This is a genomic window from Adlercreutzia rubneri (assembly GCF_009755265.1).
Classification (GTDB): Bacteria; Actinomycetota; Coriobacteriia; order Coriobacteriales; family Eggerthellaceae; genus Adlercreutzia; species Adlercreutzia rubneri.
This window is the reverse complement of sequence record NZ_WPOO01000030.1, coordinates 1-21,666: the sequence shown is the minus strand read 5'-3', so window position 1 is coordinate 21,666 and position 21,666 is coordinate 1. Positions and strand designations below refer to the sequence as shown.

Annotated in this window: 18 protein-coding genes; 11 read left to right on the top strand and 7 right to left on the bottom strand. The window is 66.3% G+C overall.

The window, feature by feature from the left end; translation table 11 throughout:
• Together GO707_RS11460 and GO707_RS11455 are read left to right on the top strand one after the other, a co-directional pair.
• The coding region (locus GO707_RS11460) for a coiled-coil domain-containing protein (protein ID WP_157013069.1) at window positions 1-2,212 on the top strand (2,212 nt) is incomplete at its 5' end.
• 205 nt (window positions 2,213-2,417) lie between these two features.
• Window positions 2,418-3,116 (top strand): methyltransferase domain-containing protein, encoded by a 699-nt coding sequence (locus tag GO707_RS11455; protein WP_181869695.1) that lies wholly within the window; start codon window positions 2,418-2,420, stop codon window positions 3,114-3,116.
• Between the two features lie 183 nt (window positions 3,117-3,299).
• Here the strand turns inward: GO707_RS11455 and GO707_RS11450 are convergent, their stop codons facing one another.
• The gene (locus GO707_RS11450) at window positions 3,300-3,623 is read right to left on the bottom strand and encodes a putative heavy metal-binding protein (protein ID WP_114539730.1); all 324 of its coding nucleotides are present in this window, start codon (window positions 3,621-3,623) and stop codon (window positions 3,300-3,302) included.
• Window positions 3,624-3,919: 296 nt separating this feature from the next.
• Between GO707_RS11450 and ahcY the strand changes: the two genes are divergently transcribed.
• A complete protein-coding gene (ahcY, locus tag GO707_RS11445; protein WP_114549531.1) occupies window positions 3,920-5,176 on the top strand; it encodes an adenosylhomocysteinase in 1,257 nt (418 codons plus the stop codon).
• A 420-nt stretch (window positions 5,177-5,596) separates the two neighbouring features.
• A complete protein-coding gene (locus GO707_RS11440) occupies window positions 5,597-6,925 on the top strand; it encodes a glycosyltransferase family 2 protein (RefSeq protein WP_231699480.1) in 1,329 nt (442 codons plus the stop codon).
• Between the two features lie 316 nt (window positions 6,926-7,241).
• On the opposite strand, the gene GO707_RS11435 is transcribed toward GO707_RS11440, so the two are convergent.
• Entirely contained in the window at window positions 7,242-8,051 is an 810-nt protein-coding gene (locus GO707_RS11435; protein WP_173113246.1) for a ComF family protein, read from the bottom strand.
• 477 nt (window positions 8,052-8,528) lie between these two features.
• Between GO707_RS11435 and GO707_RS11430 the strand changes: the two genes are divergently transcribed.
• Window positions 8,529-9,596, top strand: a complete 1,068-nt coding sequence (locus tag GO707_RS11430) for a substrate-binding periplasmic protein (protein WP_181815602.1) — start codon at window positions 8,529-8,531, stop codon at window positions 9,594-9,596.
• A 284-nt stretch (window positions 9,597-9,880) separates the two neighbouring features.
• Here GO707_RS11430 and GO707_RS11425 read toward each other — a convergent pair whose 3' ends face one another.
• On the bottom strand, window positions 9,881-10,810 hold the full coding sequence (locus tag GO707_RS11425) for a SufB/SufD family protein (protein ID WP_114539734.1): 930 nt from the start codon (window positions 10,808-10,810) through the stop codon (window positions 9,881-9,883).
• Window positions 10,811-10,820: 10 nt separating this feature from the next.
• Window positions 10,821-11,597, bottom strand: a complete 777-nt coding sequence (locus GO707_RS11420; protein WP_157013067.1) for an ABC transporter ATP-binding protein — start codon at window positions 11,595-11,597, stop codon at window positions 10,821-10,823.
• 216 nt (window positions 11,598-11,813) lie between these two features.
• Between GO707_RS11420 and GO707_RS11415 the strand changes: the two genes are divergently transcribed.
• From GO707_RS11415 to rplT, 6 genes are all read left to right on the top strand, one after another.
• A complete protein-coding gene (locus tag GO707_RS11415) occupies window positions 11,814-14,729 on the top strand; it encodes an insulinase family protein (RefSeq protein WP_114549528.1) in 2,916 nt (971 codons plus the stop codon).
• 195 nt (window positions 14,730-14,924) lie between these two features.
• Window positions 14,925-15,284 (top strand): SURF2 Surfeit locus protein 2, encoded by a 360-nt coding sequence (locus GO707_RS11410; RefSeq protein WP_114549527.1) that lies wholly within the window; start codon window positions 14,925-14,927, stop codon window positions 15,282-15,284.
• Window positions 15,285-15,323: 39 nt separating this feature from the next.
• A complete protein-coding gene (locus GO707_RS11405; protein WP_114549526.1) occupies window positions 15,324-16,610 on the top strand; it encodes a histone-lysine N-methyltransferase in 1,287 nt (428 codons plus the stop codon).
• A gap of 194 nt (window positions 16,611-16,804) precedes the next feature.
• Window positions 16,805-17,377, top strand: a complete 573-nt coding sequence (gene infC / locus GO707_RS11400) for a translation initiation factor IF-3 (protein WP_022739721.1) — start codon at window positions 16,805-16,807, stop codon at window positions 17,375-17,377.
• Window positions 17,377-17,574, top strand: coding sequence for a 50S ribosomal protein L35 (gene rpmI / locus GO707_RS11395; protein WP_022739722.1), 198 nt, complete (start codon window positions 17,377-17,379; stop codon window positions 17,572-17,574). The genes infC and rpmI overlap by 1 nt, the downstream gene beginning before the upstream one ends.
• 30 nt (window positions 17,575-17,604) lie before the next feature.
• Window positions 17,605-17,961 (top strand): 50S ribosomal protein L20, encoded by a 357-nt coding sequence (rplT, locus tag GO707_RS11390; RefSeq protein ID WP_114539739.1) that lies wholly within the window; start codon window positions 17,605-17,607, stop codon window positions 17,959-17,961.
• Between the two features lie 75 nt (window positions 17,962-18,036).
• Here the strand turns inward: rplT and GO707_RS11385 are convergent, their stop codons facing one another.
• From GO707_RS11385 to GO707_RS11375, 3 genes are all read right to left on the bottom strand, one after another.
• Window positions 18,037-18,444: a NifB/NifX family molybdenum-iron cluster-binding protein gene (locus GO707_RS11385; RefSeq protein ID WP_114539740.1), complete on the bottom strand. Its 408-nt coding sequence runs from the start codon at window positions 18,442-18,444 to the stop codon at window positions 18,037-18,039.
• 299 nt (window positions 18,445-18,743) lie between these two features.
• Window positions 18,744-20,261, bottom strand: coding sequence for a DEAD/DEAH box helicase (locus GO707_RS11380; RefSeq protein WP_114549525.1), 1,518 nt, complete (start codon window positions 20,259-20,261; stop codon window positions 18,744-18,746).
• Window positions 20,262-20,309: 48 nt separating this feature from the next.
• The coding region (locus tag GO707_RS11375; RefSeq protein ID WP_335878794.1) for a glycosyltransferase at window positions 20,310-21,666 on the bottom strand (1,357 nt) is incomplete at its 5' end.

The window sequence follows — 21,666 nt, the reverse complement described above, 5'->3', positions numbered from 1 at the left end:
GGACGAGGCGGCGGCCCGCGCCGCCGTGGGCACCGCCGTGCAGTCCCGCGACGCGGCCCGCGCCGCCATGGACGAGGCTCGCGACACCCACCGCGCGCTTTCGGTGGAGATCGCCACCTTGGAGGAGATGGAGCGCTCAAGCGCGCTTTCCGCCGGCGAGGCCCGGGCGTGGCTCGTGGAGCACGTCGACGAGGTGCTGGGGCTCTGCGAGCCGCTCTCCCACGTCATCCAGGCCTCGGCCGGCTTCGAGCCTTTGGTGGAATCGCTTCTGGGCGGGGACGTGGCCACGCTGCTCGTGGAAGACGCGGGCGCGGTAGAGCTCATCGCCGGACAGCTCGCCGCCGCCGGTGCCGCGGGCGAGGCGTCCTTCCTCATTCGCGACGACGCCAGTCCCTCCCGCATCCGCGGCGCGGCCCGTGTTCGGCGCGAGCGCTTCGGCGGGGCCGAGGGAGTCCCCCTTGTGGACGAGCTCCTCTTCCCGGAAGAGGCCCGGGGCGCCGTAGAGGCGCTCCTGGGCGATGTGGTGGTGTGCCCGACCCTGGAGGCGGCGCTTTCCGCCCACGGACGGGACGACGCGGCCCTGCGCTTCGCCACTCCGGATGGTGCCATTGTATGGCCCTCCGGCAAGGTGAGCGTGGGAGGTGCCGTGGTTGACGAGGGCGCCGGCGTGCTCGCCCGCGTGCGCCACTTGGAGGAGCTGCGGGCGCAGCTTTCCGGCGCGGCGGCGGCCCAGGCCAAGGCCGAGGAGGCCCACCGCTTGGCCGAGGAGGCCCTGCGCCAGGCCCAAGCCACGTCCCTTGAGCTTTCCCAGGCCCTGGCCAACCTGCGCGGCCGTGCCGAGGCGGCCCGCAACACCGCGAGCGCCGCCGCCGAGAAGCTGGCCTCCTGCCGCCGCGAGCTGGAATCCGTCGAGCGCCAGCGCGCCGAGGCCGAGGCCGCCGTGGCGTCGGCCCGTCCCAACGTGGAGTCCTTCGAGGCCCGGGTGAAGGAGCTTGACGCGGCGCTGGATGCGGGCAAGAAGAAGCAGGAGGCCTTAAGCGAGGAGCTGGCGCCTCTGCGCCGCGAGGCCCATCGCGTCTCCGACAGCCTCGCCGAGGCGAAGCTGGCGCAGGCCACGCTCTCCGAGCGCACCACCTACGCCGAGCGCGTCCGCGATGCCCGCGTCCGCGACTTGGAGACCCTTGCCGCTGCGAGCGAGGAGGCCCGCGTGGCCCTGCGCGCGAAGACGGTCTCCGCCGCCCGCATCGAGCCGGTGCTCGCCCTCATCGACGAGCTGACCGCCTCGGCCCAGAAGTGGACGCGTCAGCTGGAGGAGCAGGCCACGGCCGCCGAGGACTCCTCCACCGGCCTGCATTCCTCCGTCACCGAGGCCCGCGGCCGGGCCCATGAGGCCCACGCCCTCTTCGATGGCGTAAGCGAGCGGTTGAGCGAGGCTCGCGTGCAGAAGGGGCGGCTCGAGCTTCAGGTGGAGGCGGCGGTGAACCACATCGCGACCGACCTGTCCGTGCCCCTGGAGACGGCGCTTTCCGTGCCGCCCCTGGAGAACCGTCCCGAGGTGGAGGACGCCCTGTTCAAGATCAACCGTCGCATCGCCAACCTCGGCACCATCAACCCGGATGCCGCCGAGGAGTACGATGCGCTGAAGGTGCGCTACGACTATCTGGCCGCTCAGCTGGAGGACCTCGATCGCGCCCGGCGCTCGCTTGCGAAGATCAACCGCGTCATCGACGCGCGCATGAAGGAGGACTTCGTGCGCACCTACGAGGCGGTGGATCGCAACTTCCAGGAGATCTTCTCCATCCTGTTCCCCGGTGGCAGCGCAAATTTGTCGCTGGTGGATCCGGACGACGTGGAGAACACCGGCGTGGAGGTGAACGCCCAGCCCAAGGGCAAGCGCATCGCGAAGATGATGCTCTTATCCGGCGGCGAGAAGTCGCTCACGGCGCTGGCGCTCTTGTTCGCGGTCTACCGCATCCGATCCACGCCGTTCTACATCTTGGACGAGGTGGAGGCGGCACTCGACGACACGAATCTGCGCCGTTTGGCGGCCTATATCGACAGCCTGCGCGACGAGACCCAGCTCATCATGATCACCCACCAGCGCCGCACCATGGAGATGGCTGACGTGCTGTTCGGCGTCTCCATGCAGGGCGACGGCGTCACCAAGGTCATCAGCCAAAAGCTCGACCAGGCCCTCAAGCACGCGGAGTAGGGAAGGCATGGGCGCGCGCTACGGTATGAAAGTGATGGATGCCGAAGCCGCTTTTGCCCGGGTGCGGGAGCTCGTGGCGGCACGGCACTTTTGCGGTTTGTCGTAGAACCGGAAGACCAGGAGTTCGGCAAACGCCTGGCGCTGCTGGGGGAGAGCTGTTTTTCTGGCTGTTATGCGAAGAGGATTAGAAGGAAGAGGGGCGGCCATGGAAAACGATGCGCTGCAACGGCACTACGAGAATCTTGCCTGCGAGGGAGGGTTCGAGGCGCGCTGCCATATGGAGCTGCCGGAGCGGTCGCTGGTTGGCGCGCGCGTGGTGAACGTGGGGTGCCGGCGCGGCAAGGGGACTTACAAGCTGAGCGAGCAGGTGGGCGAGAGCGGCTTCGTCATCGGCGCCGATTGGAGCGAGGAGTTTGTGGAAGCGGCCCGGGCGGGTGCTCCCAAGGCGCTTGACCGCAGCGGCCTTTCCCGGTGCAACATGGCGTTTCGCGTCGGCTTCCCTGAAGATTTGGCCGCAGCGGGCATCGAGGAGGGATGGGCGGACTTCGTCTACCTGAACAGCTCGCTTTCTCTGTTCGCCTCGCCGGCCCGGGCGCTGCGGGAGTGCTGTCGAGTGCTGGTACCCGGCGGCGTGCTGCTGGCCGAGGTTCCCGTGGCGGCCCCAGGTAGTGTCGATCGCGCGGCCATCGTTGAGGCGGCCCGCGCCCTTCCGAACGCCGTGCAGGCGGCGCCGACCTTCGAGGAGCTTCTCGGCTGGCTTGCCGAGGCGGGGTTCTCCGGGCCGACCGTTCGCAGCGAACGGCCGCTCTCTCCCGAAGAGGGCAGCACGCCCGACCGTCCCGCCGCCACCGTGCCCGGCGACGCGGCGGCCTATCGCCTTCTGTCGCTTGAAGTCGCTCGTTGAGTCGACGAGCGTGTCCATTCCTGCACGAGATCGCCGTTTATGAGCGTCTGAATGCGGAAATTAAAGACGTAATTAACGTAAGACGTATATCTAAGAGGGCAGCGGGTCCTTTTAGACGCTCATAAACGGCGATCTCGTGCAGAAAACGACCTCTTCAACGACCGAATTGAGTGAAGAGGCCCGCTACGCCGCTTCCACGGTGACGGCGGTGCCGGAGGCGGTGACCATGAGCATGTTGCCCTGGCCGAGCACTTCGTAGTCCATATCCACCCCGACGATGGCGTGGGCGCCCAAGGCCGCGGCGCGCTGCTGCATCTCCGCCAGTGCCTCGTTGCGCGCGCCCATCAGCTCCTCCTCGTAGCCGGCGGAGCGTCCGCCCACGAGGTTGCGGATACCGGCGCCGAAGTCCTTCAAGAAGTTGATGCCGGTGATCACCTCGCCGAACACGATGCCGTAGTAGCCGGTGATACGGTAGCCCTCCACGGTGGGGGTGGTGGTGACGATCATGGGGGAGTCCTTTCTTGGGTTGGCGCCTGGGTGGGCGTCACGATACCTATACGGCAATGATACCCGAAGCGGTCGCGTCTTGGCGGCGACGGAACACCTCGTTCGATGACGGGGCAAAGCCTTGCGCCATAACGAGTTGGAGCCTCACAAGATCTGCGCCGATTGTCCAACCTGTGGGGAGGTTCCTTGAAACAGCGCCGTGCGGGCGCGGGCGCTGTGCTACCCTGTTGCCCATGCACATTCCCCGGGCAGCATTCGGCCCGGAGAGACGAACCTTATGCGAAAGGAAGCAATCCGTGAGCCAAGCCTGCGACATTTTGGACATCAATCTGGCCGACGAGGGACAAAAGCGTATTCTGTGGGCCGACCGCGACATGCCGGTGCTCGCCCGCATCCGCGAGCGCTTCGCCGAGGAGCGCCCGCTCGAGGGCGTGCGCATCGGCGCCTGCATGCACGTGACCACCGAGACGGCGAACCTCATGCGCACGCTCGTGGCTTCGGGCGCGGAGGTGACGCTCTGTGCCTCCAATCCGCTGTCCACCCAGGACGACACTGCTGCCTCGCTCGTGCGCGACTACGGCGTGCGCGTGTATGCCATCGCCGGCGAGGACGCGGAAACCTATGAGCGCCACATTGCCGAGGTGGTGGCCACCAACCCGCAGATCATCATGGACGACGGCGCCGATCTGGACACCGCCCTGCACACGAAGTTCCCCGAGAAGCTGGAAGGCGTGATCGGCGGCACCGAGGAGACCACCACCGGCGTGGTGCGCCTTATGGCCATGGCGAAGGACGGCGCGCTACGCTACCCGGTGTTCAACATCAACGACGCCAACACCAAGCACTGCTTCGACAACCACTACGGCACGGGCCAGTCCACCTTGGACGGCATCGTGCGCGCCACGAACCGCCTTCTGTGCGGCCGCACCATGGTAGTGTCCGGTTATGGCTACTGCGGGAGCGGTCTGGCCCAGCGCGCGAAGGGCATGGGTATGGACGTCATCGTCTGCGAGGTCGACCCCCTGAAGGCGCTTGAGGCCCACATGGAGGGCTACCGCGTGATGAAGGCCGAGGATGCCGCCCGCTTCGCCGACGTGTGGGTCACCGTCACCGGCGACTGCAACGTCATCGACGAGCCGGCCTTCAAGAACATGAAGGACGGCGCCATCATCTGCAACTCCGGCCATTTCGACTCCGAGATCAACATGAAATGGCTGCGCGCGAACGCCGTGAAGGTGGAGGAGCTGAAGCCGCTGGTGGAGGAGTACACGCTGCCCGACGGGCGCACCATCACCGTGCTCGCCGAGGGGCGCCTTGTGAACCTCGCCTGCGCCGAGGGGCACCCGGCCTCGGTTATGGACATGAGCTTCGCCAACCAGGCCCTGGCCGCCGAGTACCTGTTCAAGCATGCCTCCGAGCTTGAGGACAAGGTCTACGACGTGCCCGCCGCCATTGACGACGACGTGGCTCGCGTGAAGCTGGAGACGCTCGGCATCGAGATCGACACCCTCACCGAGGAGCAGATCGCCTATATGAACTCTTGGAATTTCTAGAAGCTTCCTAAACTGTCCGGCCGCGGGTCGGCGGAGGGGCACGTGCTCAAGCAATGGCTCGCTTGGTGGAACAGCCCACTGGGCTGTTCCAGTCGCTGCGCAACCTGCGCGCGAGCCCCTCCGCCGACCCGCGGCCTCCCGCACGTATCCTGCTGACGTTTCGGGCTTGAGCGCGAGCCCCTCCGCCGATCCCGGCCTCCCGCCCCTCCACCAAACCTTACGCTTCCCTTACAGGTATGGAGGGGATGTGGCGCAAATGCGGCGAAAAGGAACACTTTGGCCTCGATTGCCCCCATTTCGGCCGTCGTGACCCAACTGGCGCTGCCAACTTGGCTCGAAAGGGCTATACTTCAACCGTTTGTGCAGCCGCGCCCACGCCACTGACCGTGCGGGCGCATGTCATGTCCTAGGAGCCTCAAGGTGTTCGATACCGTAGCATCGCAAGTGTCGGCGTTGTCCTTCGTTGACATCTTCAATTTCTGCGTGTTTCTTACCTTCACTATTTGCTATACCTACCAGCTTTTCTACGTGCTCGTGGTGCTGACGCGCCGGGCACCGAAGAAGATGGCGCGCGCCAACCACCGCTACGCGGTCATGGTGGCGGCGCGCAATGAGGAGACGGTCATCGCCGACCTCATCCACTCCATCAAGGTGCAGAACTATCCCGCCGAGCTCATCGACATCTTCGTCATCGCCGACAACTGCACTGATAACACGGCCGACGTGGCCCGCGAGGCCGGCGCCATCGTGTTCCCCCGCAGCAACGACAAGCTGGTGGGGAAGGGCTATGCGCTCGATTACGGCCTGAAGGCCATCTGGGAGCAGTACGCCGACCGCGACTATGAGGCGTTTTTCGTCTTCGACGCCGACAACGTGCTCGATGTGAACTACTTCCGTGAGATGAACGCCACCTTCGATAACGGCGCGAAGGCCTCCACCTCCTACCGCAACTCCAAGAACTTCGGCAGCAACTGGATCTCCGCTGGCTACGGCGTGTGGTTCCTGCGCGAAGCGAAGTTCTTGAACCAGGCGCGCCTCACGCTGAACACCTCCTGCGCCGTGTCGGGCACGGGCTTCTTCATCGCCGCCGACATCCTGAAGGCCGCCGGCGGCTGGAAGTGGCACCTGCTGACCGAGGACATCGAGTTTTCCGCCGCCTCCATCATCGACGGCGTGCGCATCTCCTACTGCCCGACGGCGGTGCTCTACGACGAGCAGCCCATCACCTTCCGCGATTCGTGGAACCAGCGCTTCCGCTGGGCCAAGGGCTTCTACCAGGTGTTCGCCCACTACGCGGGCGGCCTGGTGAAGGGCACGCTGACCAATCCCGCGGGCTACCGCTTCGCCTGCTACGACATGCTCATGACCATCGCTCCGGGCATGCTGCTCTCCATCATCTCCATTCTGTTCAACACCATTATCATCGTGCTGGCGGCCACGGGCGTCATGTCCACGGGCGTGGCCATCGCGAGCTCGGTGACCTCGGTCGTGTTCTGTCTGTGCAACTACATCGTGTTCATGTTCGTCTTCGGCGTGCTTACCACCTTCGTGGAATGGGACTCCATCCGCACCACCACGGCGAAGAAGATCCGCTACATGTTCACCTTCCCCTTCTTCATGCTCACCTACATCCCCATTGCGCTCATCGCGCTCGTGAAGAAGGCGGCGTGGAAGCCCATCCGCCATTCCATCTCGGTGGACGTCGCCGAGTTCTCCGAGGCCGAGGGCGTTCGTCTCTCCTCGAAATAACTCCTTTCATTTTCTAGCGATGCTTGCTAGAATATAAGGCAGGCTCGAGGGGAGCCACTGGCCAGTGAAATCTCCCCTGAACCGTTTGTTATTTGGGCCGTCTTGCATGACGTGCCCGCCTTGCCTTTCGGCTCGAATCCGCGTACTCGCGGATTCGAGCCATCAGGTTCAGCAAGCAAGCCGCAAAACGAACCCAATCGCAAAGGTCCATTTGCCTGCCTTTCTCCCGTTGCCTAAGGTAGCGAAACGGGCGGGGTCGGCCAGCTCCCCGCCCCGAGGATGCTTCTTATGTATCCTCGGGGCGAAAGGCTGCGTCCTAGGTTCGCGCGAACGTGAGGCACCAGACGATCTTGGCACCGGCGGTGCGCAGGGCCTCGGTGGCGGCGAACAACGTGGCACCGGTGGTGCACACGTCGTCCACGACGATGACGGCGGCGGGCATGCTGGCGCCGGCCAGCGCGGTGAGCGAATGCCTCATGTTGCCGATGCGTCCCGTCCGCCCCAGCTTCCGCTGGTCGCGGCTGCGGGCGGCCACGAGCAGAGGGGCGAAGTCCAGCCCGGCGATGAACGACAACTCGCGGGCCAGATGCTCGGCATGGTCGAAGCCGCGCCGCCGCCGGGCGGCGGCCGTGGCGGGCACGAAGGTGACGACCGGCGCTGCGCCCATCCAGCGGGGCGGCAGGTAGCGGGCCATGATCTGGGCCATGGGCCGTGCCAGGCCGCGCTCGTTCTGATCCTTGTACACCGTTACAATGCGGCGGACGGCCTCGGTAAGCACGAGGGCGCTCGCCATCTCGTCGTAGGGCGGCTCCTTGTAGCCGAAGGGCTCCATCAGCACGGACGTGCACTCCGAGCACTGCACGACGCCGAAGGGCGCGCCGCAGCGCGGGCAGGCCGTCAGCGCGTCGATGTAGGGGAGCGCCGCGGCACAGGAGCCGCACAGCACCGCGCCGGGCTTATCGCACACCGCGCAGCGGGTGGGGTAGAGCGTCTCGGCCACCATGTCCGCGGCGAAGTCGCGCGCGGCGCGCCAGTCCGCGCGCAGGCGGCGGGAGGGAGCGGCGTGTTTCGCGGCCGCGCCCTCCCGACGGCTCTTCGCCGGCGTTCGCTCATCGAAGAGCGCCATCTGTCCTTTCATCGGCTTCATGGGGGCAGTCTACGCGCGCACGACCGTGGAAATGACGCGGGAATGTCCCGTTTCGTTCCCCGCGCCGACCGCGTTCGCGTCTCATCCCGCGCCCCGCGCCGACCGCACGGCTTTCGCACTTCGTAGGTTCTGCGGGGCTTTGCCCCGTCTAAGCCCACTTCTGCTACACTTAGCGATGCTTCTTTCGGGTCTGTAGTTGCGGAGAGACGCGACGTCTTTCCAAGTCCATGGCAGATGCGGTCGAAAGGATCCACGTAAGCGCGTGGGCGTTGCCCGCCGTGAGCATGGCGTATCCTAGAGGTAAGTCGCACCGCCCGCTGACATTTTCGCGGCACGGACGCCGTGACGGGCGAGAGGGCTACTAGCGCAAGCGAACGCCCCGGTGCGCGAGTGTGGGGTCAAAGACTAGGTCAGTCGAAAGAGGCAACGTACCGATTGAATTAGACGGAGGATGATGTGAGAAAGCGTTCGTTCGTTGCGGTTGCCTTTGCGGCGCTGCTCGCGGTCGGCCTGTTCGGCCTGGCCGGATGCACTGGATCGGGCACCTATCAGCCGGAGCTGAAGTCCGCCGAGGTGGCGCCCCCGGTCATCGGCGAGGAGGGCACCCTGCGCGTGGGCGTCAACACCGAGAACCCGCCTCTGGCCGGTATGGGCAGCGGCAAGATCATCGGAATCGACGTGGACATCGCCGCGGCTCTCGCCGACGAGCTGGGGCTGAAGCTGTCGGTGGTGGATGTGGGCAGCGACCCGGCCGGGGCACTCGCCAACGGCACGGTGGACGTGGTGCTCGGCATCGACGACTCCGCGAGCGACGGCGATTTCTGGCGCTCGGCCTCCTACCTGCCCACGGGCATCGCCCTGTTCGCGCTGAGCCCCGACGCGGGCACTCCCACCCAGGATTCCGGTGCCACCTTCGCCGCCCAAGTTTCCTCGAAGAGCGCCTGGGCCGTCTCCAACGGGTTCGGCGAGTCCAGCCTCACGCCCACCGACAGCCTGAAGGAGGCCTTTGAGGCGCTTGAGGCCGGAAGCGTGCAGTACGTGGCCGCCGACGCTGTCATCGGCCTGTACGCGGCCCATGGCCAGGGGCTCGACGTGTCCATCGTCGCCATGCTCATGTCGCCGACCGGCTACTGCATGGGCGTCTCGAACGAGAACGTCGATTTGCAGACGGCCGCCGGCGACGTGCTCGCGCGCCTGGTGAGCGACGGCACCATCAACGTCATTGAGCGCAAGTGGCTCGGCACCACCGTGGCCCTGGGCGATCTCACCGTCGTCAGCGATCTGACCGCCTCCGCCGCCGACGCCGCCACGGGTTCCGATAGCGAGGACGTGGGCGATTCCGACAGCGGTGATGCCGACACCGGCGACTCGGGAGACACGGGCTCCGAAGACACCGGTTCCGGCGACTCGTCGGACGGCTCCGATGAGTCCGGCGATACCGGTAGCGGCGACGATTCTGGTAGCGAGGACTCCGGCGATGCAGGCGACTCCGGCAGTTCCGGCGACGAGGACGCGGCCGAATAGTGTCCTTTCCTTCAATGCACTGAGTCCCGCTTTCGGGAAGATGAGCCTCAGCTGTACGGACGAATGACAAAAGTGGCCCTCGGGCTGCGGGTTGAAGCGCTGAATCCGCAGCCCGAGGGCTCTTTTTGTCGTTTCACCCGCAGCCCGAGGGCCGAAAATGTCGTAGCACGATGCTCGCAGTGGCAAAAACCCGCCTCGGGCTGCGGTTTGCAAAAAGAAGAGGGCGGCTCCTTCGGGAACCGCCCTCGTTCGATGGTGATGCGGGTGCGGCGGTGCGCCAGCGCCTAGCTCAAGAAGTCGTCCAGGATCTCGGCCTCGGCCTCTTCCTCGGTGAGGCCCAGCGTCATGAGCTTCACGATCTGGTCGCCGGCGATCTTGCCGATGGCGGCCTCGTGGACGAGCATGGCGTCCTCGCTGGCGGCCTCGATGCCGGGGATGGCCTTCACCTTGGCGTTGCCCATGATGATGGCGTCGCACTGCACGTGCCCGCGGCAGGCGCACTCGCCGATGACGAGCGGGTTGAACACCTGCACGGAGTCGTCCTGGGCCACCGAGCGGGAGATCACCTGCACGGAAGAGCCCTCGCCCTTCAGCTCCACCTTCATGTTGGAAATGGCGGTCTGGTTGCCGTGGGTGAGCAGCTTCTCGGTGAGTACGAGCTTGGCGTCCGCGCCCAGCTCGGCGTTGGTGTCGCGCACGGTGGAGGTGACGCCGCGCAGCTGTACCATCTCCATCTCGCAGGAGGAGCCCTCCTCCATGTACACGTTGGTGGTGGGGTTCAGGATGCGCTCGCCTGAGCCATCGCCCTCGCCGTAGTGCTTCTCCACGTAGCGTACGCGGCTGTTCTTCCCCAGATAGAAGCTGTGGATGCCGTCGTGCTCGGAGGCGTCGTGGGAATCGTTGTGGATGCCGCAGCCGGCGATGATGGTGATGTCGCAGTTCTCGCCCACGTAGAAGGTGTTGTACACGACGTCCTTCAAGCCCGACTTCGTCACGATGACGGGGATGTACACCGTCTCGCCCTTGGTGCCGTCCGCGATGCGGATGTCGATGCCGGGGTTGTCGGTCTTGGTGGAAATGTCGATGTAGGCCGAGGAATGGCGCTCGACCAGTTCGCCGTCCTTGCGCACGTTGAAGGCGCCCTTCGGCATGCCGTGCATATTGGCGATCTCGGCGAGCAGGTTCTCGTCGATGGGGGAAAGATCAACGGTCATGATAGCTCCTCTAGCAGGTGGTGGGGATCTCGGTTAGGTGCAGCTCGGTGGGGGTGGAAAGCGGGCAGCCGTGATCGTCCAGGCTGCGGGCCGCGAACCCGAGCCGCGGCATGAGCTCGGCCGGCGTGCCCGTCTCGGCCACCTGGCCGTCGCGCAGAAGCACGATCTCGTCGGCCAGCGAGATGATGCGCTCCTGGTGCGAGATGATGACGATGGAGCGCCCGTCGCGGGCCTCGTGGATGTCGCGGAACGTCTCGGTGAGCCTGTCGAAGCTCCACAAATCGATGCCGGCCTCGGGCTCGTCGTAGATGGCCAGCTTCGGGTCGCGGGCCAAAATGGTGGCGATCTCGATGCGCTTCACCTCGCCGCCCGACAGCGACTTGTCCACCTCGCGGGTGAGGTAGCTCGCCGAGCACAGGCCCACCTTCGAGAGGTACTCGTTGCAGGCGAGCATGGGCAGCTTCTTGCCGGCGGCGATGTCGAGCAACTTCTTCACCTTCATGCCGCGGAAGCGGGCCGGCTGCTGGAAGCCGTAGCCGATGCCGAGGCGGGCGCGCTCGGTGATGGATTTGTCCGTGATGTCCTCGCCGTTGAAGAGGATCTGGCCGCTCGTGGGCTCCTCGATGCCCATGATGAGCTTGGCGAGCGTGGACTTGCCGCCGCCGTTGGGTCCGGTGATGACCGTGAAGCGGTCGTCGGGAATGGTCAGGGAGAGATCGTCGATGATGCGCTTGGTGCCCCCGTCGTCGGCCGGCACCTCGAACACCAGGTTCTTAAGTTCGAGCATGGGATACTCCGTATCTGTCTCGTCTCGTCTAGATAGTTCGGGGCTGATTATAGCGAAAATTCCCCCGTCGCGGAGAAATCATAACGACACCATATTGGTTGGAAACGGCGACGCGCGGACGGGTAGAATACTCACGAACACTCCGTTGCTCCGCGCCGGGCCGCCAGGGCCGGTCGCGGGGCCCTTCGCAGGAACCCTTCGAAAGGAAGACAGACCATGACCGATTTGGAACAGGTGGCCGCCTCCCACGGCTTTACCGCCGTGAAAAGCGAGCCGATAAGTGAGGTGGAGGGCACGGTGCACCTCATGCATCACGCCGCCTCCGGCGCCCGCCTCATGTTCATCGAGAACGACGACGCCAACAAGGCCTTCTCCATCACCTTCAAGACCCCGGCCGCCGACGACACCGGCGTGTTCCACATTTTGGAGCACTCGGTGCTGTGCGGATCGGAGAAGTTCCCGGTGAAGGAGCCCTTCGTCAATTTGCTGAAGACCTCCATGCAGACGTTCTTAAACGCCATGACCTTCCCGGACAAGACCATGTACCCCGTGGCGTCCACCAACGAGCAGGATCTCGTCAACCTCATGGACGTCTACCTGGACGCGGTCTTCCACCCCGACATCTACCGGCGCCCCGTCATCTTCCAGCAGGAGGGCTGGCACCGCGAGCTGGAAGGGGAGGGAGAAGGCGAGCGCCTTGTGGTGAACGGCGTCGTGTACAACGAGATGAAAGGCGCGCTCTCCGAGCCCGATTCCGTGCTCTACGACGGGCTGTCGGCGGCGCTGTTCCCGGACACGACCTACCGTTTCGAGTCTGGCGGCACGCCGGCGGCAATCCCAACGCTCACCTACGAGGGCTTTCTCGAGAACCATCGGCGCCACTACCGTCCCGACAACGCCTACATCATCCTATACGGCAACCTGGATGCCGACCGCTTCCTCGGCTTTCTAGACGAGCGCTATTTGGCGCCGCTGGCCGCGAAAGAGCGCGGGCCGCTGGACATCAACCCGCTCGGGCTGCAGGCCCCCGTGGCTCCCGCGCCGGTTGTCGTGCCCATGGCCACCGCGCCGGAGAACGCCTGCGCCGCCGTGGGCTTCGTCATCGGGCGCGCCGCCGAGCGCGAGCGCATTGTGGCCGCCGACATTTTGATGGACGCCATCATGGGGGCCAACGAGTCGCCCCTGAAGCGGGCGCTGCTCGACGCGGGCATCGCCGACGACGCCATCGGGTACGTGGCCGACTCCGTGGCCCAGCCCTTCGCCGTGGTATCCCTGCGGGGCGCCCGGCCCGGTGCCGCCGAGAGGCTGCGCGCCATCGTTGCGGCCGAGGCCCGGCGCCTCGCCGAGGGCGGGCTCGACCGCGAGCTGGTGCGGGCGGCCCTCTCCCACGCCGAGTTCGTCATGCGCGAGCGCAACTTCGGCTACCCCGACGGCGTGGTGCTGGCCATGTCCGCCATGGCCGGATGGCTGTACTCCGACGACGACCCGGCGGCCTACCTGCGCTTCGAGGACGTCTTCGCCAGCCTGCGCGAGAAGGTGGAGGAGGGGTACTTCGAGGCGCTTTTGCGCGAGCTGTTCCTGGATAACGACCACCGCGCCTGCGCCGAGGTGGTGCCCACGGAAAGCGACGAGGCCGCCGAAGAGGCCGAGGCAGCCGGCGAGCGCGAGGCGGCCGCCGAGCTCACCGAGGACGAGGCCGCGTCTATCCGCGAGGCCGTGCGCGCGCTGCGCGAGGCCCAGGAGGCGCCGGACGCGCCGGAGGCCCTCGCGAAACTTCCGCAGCTTTCGCGGGCCGATATCGGCGAGGCGCCCGCCGAGGCGATGTGGGAGGTGGGGGAGTGCGGGCCCTGGCGCCTCATCCGCCACCATCTGCCCTGCCGCGGCATCGCCTACGCCTACCGCTACTTCGCCATGGACGGCCTCGCCTTCGACGAGCTGCCCTACGCCACGGTGCTGGCCTGCGTGCTCGGCAAGTTGGATACGTCCCGCCACACGGCGGCCGAGCTGGACACGCTTGTCCAGGCCCATCTGGGCAACCTCGGGTTCGCCGTTGAAGTGCACGAGGACGCCGAGGACCGCGAGCGGCTGCGGCCGATGTTCGTCATGGGCTCCTCTGCCCTTGACGAGGAGGTGCCCTGGGCGGCACACCTGGCCGAGGAAGTGCTGCGCGAGACCGATTTCTCCGACATCGAGCGCATCCGCGACATCTTGGGCCAGCGGCGCATCGCCATGGAGCAGGCCTTCGCCTCGGCCGGCCACAGCGCCGCCATGGCGCGGGTCGCCTCCTACTACCTGCCGGCCGGGGTGGTGCGCGAGGCGCTCTCCGGCGTCGGTTTCTACCGCTTCTTGAAGGAGCTGCTCGCGAGCTTCGACGAGCGGGCCTGCGAGCTTTCCGCGAAGCTGGCCGAGCTGTCCCGCCGCCTGTTCACCGACGGCGGCTGCACGCTCTCCTTCGGGGGCGACGAGGCGGCGCTCGCTGCCTTCCGGGAGGCGTCTTCGCCTTTCGGCGGCATGGCGGGCGCCCCGGCGCTCACGGTGCCGGCGCCTGAGGATGGGCACGAGGCCTTCGTCGTGGCGAGCGACGTCACCTACACCGCCTGCGGCTGGGACCGCCGCCTGCTCGGCGAGCCCTACGGCGGCGCGTGGCTTTTGGCCTCGCGCATCCTGTCCTACGATTTTCTGTGGACGGAGGTGCGCGTGAAGGGCGGCGCCTACGGGGCCGGCTTCCAGACGACGCGCTCGGGCTCGAGCCGCTTCTACTCCTACCGCGACCCGCGCATCGACGAGACCGTCGAGCGCTTCCGCACCTCCGGCGACTGGCTCGCCGGCGTCTTTAACCCCACGGAATCGGAGATGGACGGCTACGTGGTCTCCACGGTGGCCTCCCTGGACGCGCCGGCCAAGGCCCGCGAGCTTTTGCGTCGCCAGGACGGCCTATACTTCTCCGGCGCCACCTTGGAAGACCGGGCCCGGGTGCGCGAGGAGGTGCGCGCAGCCGGCATCGATGACGTGCGCGCGCTGGCCTCCTCGGTGGACGCCATCGCCGGGGCCGGACCGGTGTGCTGCTTCGGCAACGGCGAGGTCATCCGTGCCAGCGGCGAGGGATTCAACGTCGTCGACCTTCTGGCCTAAAGGGTGCTGAGGGGCGGCCGCCGCGACGGCTCTGCGGGCGTCGGCGACTGGCAACGGTTCTCCGGGTGCCTGCGCGGCGCCCCTCGCGCGGCGCCTTCGCGTGGTGCCCGGATGCAGAACTGGTGCAGCGGATGCGCGCCGCGCGGCCCATCGGCTATAATAGGGCAACCCCAAACAGAAAGGATGCAAGCTCCCATGGCGAATTCCAAGGAGTTCTCGCATATCACGGTCACGGCCGACGATGACGACGATGTGGTCATCCAGGCCGGCGTCGTAGAAGAGCCGGCCGCCGAGGAGCCGGTCGAGGAAGCGCCCCTTGAGGAGCCGGTCGACGAGCCGGGCGCCGAAGAGGCCGACGACGCGGTAGCGGAGGCTGTGGAAGAGGCCGCCGTGGAAAAGGAGGGTGCGGGAGAGACCGCCGATGCCGTCTCCTACCATGAGACGACCCTCGATGACTTGGAAGCGACCAAGATGTCCACGACCCAGAAGGTCATCATCGTCGTGGCCGTGCTGGGCATTGTCGCCTTTGCGGCCTGGTACCTTTTGGCCCACTAGCCCCGTGGGCCTTCGAGAAGCGAGAGGAACAGCGAGCACATGGTGAGAAGAAGCAAGCGCAACCGCGACGCCGGCATTAGCGCCGACGACGGCAATGCCATGGGCCTCACCGAGGCCTTCCACCCCGTGTCGGCGGATGGCTTCACCACGGCCATGCCCCCCGTGGACGAGGGCGACGGCTCTGTCGTCGGGGAGGATATCGTCGTCGACGAGGAGGGCGTCTTCGAAGAGGTGGACTTGGGCGATGGGGAAGTACTCGACGACGAGGGCTTGGCCGCCGGCGAGTCGTTTCCCGATGAAGCGGTCTTCGAGGACTTCTACGCCGGTCGTCCGCTGGACGCCGACGGCGCCGATGCCGCAGACGCCGACGGCGCCGATGCCTCGCCCGTGCCCGACGCTGTGCCCCTCGGCGTGGTGACGGCCGACGTGGCGCCAACCAAGCCTGCGAGCAAGGCCGCCCATGGCGCGAAGAAGGGCGACGGCGCCTCGCGCGGGCGCCATGCCAAGCACGCGAGTGAGATGAACGAGAAGGCCCGAAAGAAGGCGGAGCTGCCCGAGTACATGCGCAAGTCGCGCCGTATGCGCCGCATTCTTATCGTGGTCATCATCCTGCTCGTGCTCATTCTGGCCGCCATGGTCTACTTCGGCGTTCAGCTGTACAAGGAGGCCTCTTCCAGCGCGGTGCAGCAGGCGCTCTCCTCGGAGCAGGAGGTCGCCGCCATCGCCTCCGAGGACGCGACGGACTCCGCCGATGCCGCCAAGGTGACGACGGTGCCCGACTTGGTGAGCTTGCTGGGCCACACCCAGCAGGAGGCCATCGACATTCTGCAGCACGGCGCCACGGCCGCCGAGCCCCGGGCGGTGAACGAGGAGGGCAACCCCATCAAGAGCGAGGTGCGCGTCGCGCTCACCGCTGAGCCGGCTGACAGCCGTACGGGTACGCCCACGGTGTATTTGGGACTCGACGCCGACGGCAAGATCATTCAGGCGGGCTATTCCACGTCCACCAGCTCGCTCGGCTACGGCTCCCTCAGCTTCGCCGATGCCGTGCGCACCGAGCACATCATCGAGAAGACCCTGGCAGAAGCCGGCGTGTCGGTGCCCGAGGGCGCCGTGGAGCTGCCCGAGGACGCGGAGTCCTACACCTCCTTCGACACCGACGGCACGACCCGCACCAAGGAGTACTGCTCCTTCAACGGCGAGGTGGACATCGACGGTGCGCCCCATGCCTGGTCGGCGGTGCTCTCCTACGACTACTCCATGGCCAACGCCTCGGACAACTTGGCCGACACCGTCCGCACCATCTTCATATATGTAAACTCCTAGAATTTCCCTTGCGCGGGAGCGACGGCAACGCTATACTGGGCAAGCTGTCAATCAAGCGAGGGCGAAAGCTCTCCACCTGGTTCGGCGCCTTCCAAGGTTGCTGATGGGTACCCGCAGATAGAAACTTTGCGTGTAAGCCCGCCGTGCGCCTTGTTGGCCCGGCGGGTTTTTATGTGTGAGAACACGAAAGGGAGGTGAGCGCGATAGCTGCTCAAGAGCCCCGGCTCAACGATGAGATCACCACGCGCGAGTGCCGTCTCATCGATTTCGACGGGAACCAGATGGGCGTGTATCCCACGCACCAGGCCCAGCAGATCGCCGACGACATGAATCTCGATCTGGTGGAGATCGCTCCGAACGCCACGCCGCCCGTGTGCCGCATCATGGACTACGGGAAGTTCAAGTACGACCAGGCCATCAAGGCCAAGCAGGCTCGTAAGAACCAGAACAAGATCGAGGTCAAGGAGATGAAGTTCCGGCCGAAGATCGACGTGGGCGACTACACCACCAAGAAGAAGCACGTGCTGCGCTTTTTGGAGGCCGGCAACAAGGTGAAGATCACCATCATGTTCCGCGGCCGCGAGATGGCCCACCCCGAGCAGGGCCTCTCCATTCTCGAACGATTGGCCGACGACCTGAAGGACGTTGCCGTCATCGAGAACCAGCCGAAGATGGAGGGGCGCAACATGCACATGCTCATCGCGCCTCTGCCCGCGACCGCGAAAAAGAAAAAGGATTCCAAGAACGACGAAGGAAAGGACAACTAATGCCCAAGATGAAGACCCATCGCGGTATGGCCAAGCGCGTCCGCAAGACCGGTACCGGCAAACTCATGCGCGCCAAGGCGTTCAAGAGCCATATCCTCACCAAGAAGAGCCCCAAGCGCAAGCGCAACTTCCGCCACGAGACCGAGGTCGCCAAGGCGGATACCAAGGTCGTCGAGCGCCAGCTCGGCCTTCGCTAGTCCCATTCGTCTTCAAGGAGTGATTAAGATATGCCTCGTGTAAAGCGTTCCGTCCATGCCCGCAAGAAGCGTCGTACCGTCCTCAATCGTGCGAAGGGCTACTACGGTGCGAAGTCTCGTTCCTACCGCGCCGCGAAGGAGCAGGTGCAGCATTCGCTTCAGTACATGTACCGCGACCGTCGCAACAAGAAGCGCGAGATCCGTCGCCTGTGGATCACCCGCATCAACGCCGCGGCCCGCATCAACGGCCTGTCCTACTCGGTGTTCATGAACGGCCTGAAGAAGGCCGGCGTCGTGCTCGACCGCAAGGTGCTCGCCGACATGGCCGTGAACGACCCGACGGCCTTCGCCGCCCTGGTGGAAGTTGCGAAAAAAGCTGTGGCTTAATTTGCTTCGTTCGAAAGAGCGCACAAAGAAAGGACCCTTCGGGGTCCTTTTTCGTTGAGGGAGTGCGAGCGAGGGCTAAGCGCTTTGGGCGACGAGCTTAAGCTCGATGCGGGCGAAGGCGTCGTCCAGCTCGCCGAGAGGCTCCTCTTTGATGCTCTTTTCCGATAGGCCCTCCTCACCCATGAGCGTGCGGTAAAGGTACAGATCCGCCGCCTCGCGGGGGGACGCGGCGTTGGAGATGACGGCCTCGATGCCCGCTTCGTCCAAGGCCGCGAGGCCCTCGGGGGTGAATTGACGGGCTATGAGGGCATCGACGCCCATTTGCTGCAGGATGGAGGCCCGCTCGCGCGGAGTGAGCCCCATGTTCGGCACGTTGCTGCAGCCTGTGACGACGCCGCTTTGCGTGGTGTAACAGGCAAAGCTCGAGCAGGTGGCCGCAGCCGCGGCTATATCGAGTCCGTCGCAAGCGACAGCGATCTTCATGCAATATTCCCTTCCCCAGAAATACTGAGGTTACAATACCCGAACAATCCTCCGCTGAATGTGGAGTACGGCAAACGGAGGGTATCTTCCCGGCGAGCAGCCCGAACGTTGGACGGCTTGCCCGCTCGCGGGCGCAACGGGCCGCTGTGGTTCGGCTGCCACCGCCATGTTCCGGCAATGGTCGGCTTGTGCACGACTCCGTAGGGGCCGACTTCGGTCGGCCCTCTCGGCGATGGCGATCCTTGCGACAGGGAGCGACCAAGGTCGCCCCCTACGGAAAACTTATGACGTAGATGCTCTTAGCCGCGGCGCTTGCCGCCGCTGCGCTTGGCGGCGACGGCAGCGCGATGGGCGCGACCGGGGCGGAAGTCGCTCGACGTACGCGGCGCGCCGCTTGCCGCCGCGGAACCCGTCTTCGCGCGGTTGCCGCCCTTGGGCGCTTTGGATTTCGGAGCCGCCTTAGATCCCGTCCCGCTCTTCCTCGAGCTGTGCGCGGCGCCGGCGCTCTTGCCGCCCTGCTTCTTGCGCGTGCCGCGCTGGCGCGACTCGGCGGCAGCCTGCTCGGCACGCTCCTTCTCCTTGGCGCGGCGCTTCTCCTTCTTGGCGAGCTCGCGGGCGGCCGCTGCCAGCTCGGGGTCGCGTCGGGCATTGGCCCGCGTGGCGCGCTCGGCTGCGGCCTCGGCGGCCTCTTCCAAGTTGAAGCCCGCGATCTCGATCTCGGGGATGTCGCGCTTGATGAGCTTCTCGATGGCCGCCAGCTCGTCTTTGTTCTCGGGGCTGACGAAGGTGATCGCGAAGCCCTCGGCTCCGGCGCGGCCCGTGCGGCCGATGCGGTGCACGTAGTCCTCGGCCTGGGTGGGCACGTCGTAGTTCACCACATAGGACACTTCGTCGACGTCGATGCCGCGGGCCAGCACGTCGGTGGCCACGAGGATGTCGGTCTCGCCGGAGGCGAAGTTGTCCAGGGCGCGCTTGCGCTGGTTCTGGGAGCGGTCGGAATGGATGGCCTCGGCGTGGTAGCCGGCTCGCTTCAGCTTGCGGCAGGCAGCATCGGCCCGATGGCGCGTGCGGGCGAAGACGATGACGCGCTTGTGCCCCCGCTCCTTCAAAAGTGCCGCCAGAAGGTCGGGCTTCAGGGTGTGGGGCACGTGCGCGATGTACTGTTCCACGGTGTCGGCCGTCTCGCCCTTCGCGGCGATCTGCACAATGGCCGGATCGTCCAGCATGGCGTCCACCTGGTCGAGCACGCCCTTGTCGATGGTGGCCGAGAACAGAAGTGTCTGGCGGCTTTTCGGCGTCGCCTCCACGATGCGGCGCACCGAGGGGAGAAATCCCATGTCGAGCATGCGATCGGCCTCGTCCAGCACGAGCACTTGAACCTGGGAGAGGTCGACGGCCTTCTGGTTCATGAGGTCGATGAGGCGCCCCGGCGTGGCGATGAGCACGTCCACGCCGCGCGCGAGGCGGTCGATCTGCGGCTCGATCTTCACGCCGCCCACCACATTGGCGACGCGCAGGCCGCGGGTGCGGGCGATGGTTTGGCAGACTTCCTGAATCTGCATGGCCAGCTCGCGGGTGGGGGTGATGACGAGCATGGCCGGCGCCTTCTTGCGCTCGGCGCGGGCGAGGACGTCCAGGCTCGGCAGCGAGAAGGCGGCCGTTTTTCCCGTGCCGGTCTTGGCGGCGGCGATAATGTCGCGCCCCTGGAGGACGAGCGGGATGGCCTGGGCTTGAACGGGGGTCGGCTCGGTGTAGCCGAGATGATCGACGGCGGCAAGAACGGCGTCGGAAAGGCCGAGTTCGGCAAAGGTGGTCATGAAGCTCTCTTTCGTGGTTCGGATCGTGGCGGTAGCGGTTGGGGCGTCCTAGCGGACGTGGGCCGGCTTCTTGCCCCAGTAGAAGTGCAGGAAGTGCTTGGCCCGCAGCTTCGCGTCTCGCGGCGGTTCGCGCCGGATGAGGGCGAAGGTGGCCCGGGCGATGTCCTCGGCGGCGTTGGGGCGCCGCAGGATGGAGGCGTTCATCAGCATGGCATGGGCGCTCGCAGAGTGGTCGCTGATGTGGCGCAGGGTGTCCAAGAGCTCGCGAGGCGTGGTGGCGGCCATAGCGGCTCCGGCGGCGGTGAGCATGCGCACGTTGGCCTTCTCCTGGCCGTAGGCGCGGCCCAAGAGGATCATGGGCGCATGGGCGCACAAACACTCGGTCACCGTGAGGCCTCCCGGCTTGCAGATGACCACGTCGGCGGCCTCCATGAGCTCGGCCATGGCGTTCACGTAGCCGAGTACCGTGACGTTGGCCAGGCCGTATTCGGCCACCTGGCGCCGCAGCTCGCGCTCGTAGTCCTCGTCGGCCCCGGCGACGATCACCAGCTGCATCGAGGGCATCGCGTGCATGAAGGGGAGCATCTCCCCGATGGCGGCACGGAAGTGCACATAGGGTTGGGGGAGCTTCGCCCCGGCGAGCGCCAGCACCACCTGTTTGTCCTGCGGCAGTCCGAAGGCCTCGCGGGCCTTAGCGCGGTCGTAGGTTCGCGAGAAGGCGGGGCTGGCGGGGATGCCGGTGATGAGGATGCGGTCCTCGGGCACGCGCCGCGGGCGCAGCGTCTCGGCCATGGACTCGTTGGCGACGCAGAACAGGTCGGTGTGCAGATGGGGCCACAGCCCCTCGGCCTCGTAGTCGGTGGGCACGCAGACGATGGGGAAGCTCTGGCCCGTGATCATGCGAGCGCTCACGGCCACGTTGGCGGCGGTGATGTGGGTGGCGACGATGGCCGCCGGCCGCAGGCGGCGCACGTACTCGGTGAACTTCGGGTACATGAGGCGCGCCCAAATGGTGCCGCCGCCCCACAGAAGACGCCCAGTGAGGGTGTAGCGCCAGGTGAGGTCGTAGAAGGGACGCGTCCAGCCGGTGAACATGGAGGCGGTCTTGTCGCCGTCGAACACGATGCGCCCGAAATCGAGGATGTCGAGGACGCGCACTTCCGAGCGCGCTTCCAGCGAGTTGTCGTCCCCGGCCGCGCGGGCGGCCTCGCCGGCTTCCTCCAGCGCCTCGGCGATGGCGTTGGCTGCCGAGCGGTGGCCCGAGCCCACCGAGGCGTGCACTACGAGGATGAGCGGCCGGGCGACGGCCTCCTCGGCCGTGCGGGCCGGTTCGGCCAGGGCGCGCGCAATGGCCTCGGCGGCCGTGGCGCCTTGGGCGCCCGTGGCGAGGGGGGAGGGCGAGGGC

Excerpts from the sequence above, each read along its gene's own strand:
- GO707_RS11455 (WP_181869695.1), top strand. The coding sequence starts at position 2,418 with ATGGAAAACGATGCGCTGCAACGGCACTACGAGAATCTTGCCTGCGAG.
- GO707_RS11450 (WP_114539730.1), bottom strand. The coding sequence starts at position 3,623 with ATGATCGTCACCACCACCCCCACCGTGGAGGGCTACCGTATCACCGGC.
- GO707_RS11435 (WP_173113246.1), bottom strand. The coding sequence starts at position 8,051 with ATGGCGCTCTTCGATGAGCGAACGCCGGCGAAGAGCCGTCGGGAGGGC.
- GO707_RS11425 (WP_114539734.1), bottom strand. The coding sequence starts at position 10,810 with ATGACCGTTGATCTTTCCCCCATCGACGAGAACCTGCTCGCCGAGATC.
- GO707_RS11420 (WP_157013067.1), bottom strand. The coding sequence starts at position 11,597 with ATGCTCGAACTTAAGAACCTGGTGTTCGAGGTGCCGGCCGACGACGGG.
- GO707_RS11415 (WP_114549528.1), top strand. The coding sequence starts at position 11,814 with ATGACCGATTTGGAACAGGTGGCCGCCTCCCACGGCTTTACCGCCGTG.
- GO707_RS11410 (WP_114549527.1), top strand. The coding sequence starts at position 14,925 with ATGGCGAATTCCAAGGAGTTCTCGCATATCACGGTCACGGCCGACGAT.
- GO707_RS11405 (WP_114549526.1), top strand. The coding sequence starts at position 15,324 with ATGGTGAGAAGAAGCAAGCGCAACCGCGACGCCGGCATTAGCGCCGAC.
- rpmI (WP_022739722.1), top strand. The coding sequence starts at position 17,377 with ATGCCCAAGATGAAGACCCATCGCGGTATGGCCAAGCGCGTCCGCAAG.
- rplT (WP_114539739.1), top strand. The coding sequence starts at position 17,605 with ATGCCTCGTGTAAAGCGTTCCGTCCATGCCCGCAAGAAGCGTCGTACC.
- GO707_RS11385 (WP_114539740.1), bottom strand. The coding sequence starts at position 18,444 with ATGAAGATCGCTGTCGCTTGCGACGGACTCGATATAGCCGCGGCTGCG.
- GO707_RS11380 (WP_114549525.1), bottom strand. The coding sequence starts at position 20,261 with ATGACCACCTTTGCCGAACTCGGCCTTTCCGACGCCGTTCTTGCCGCC.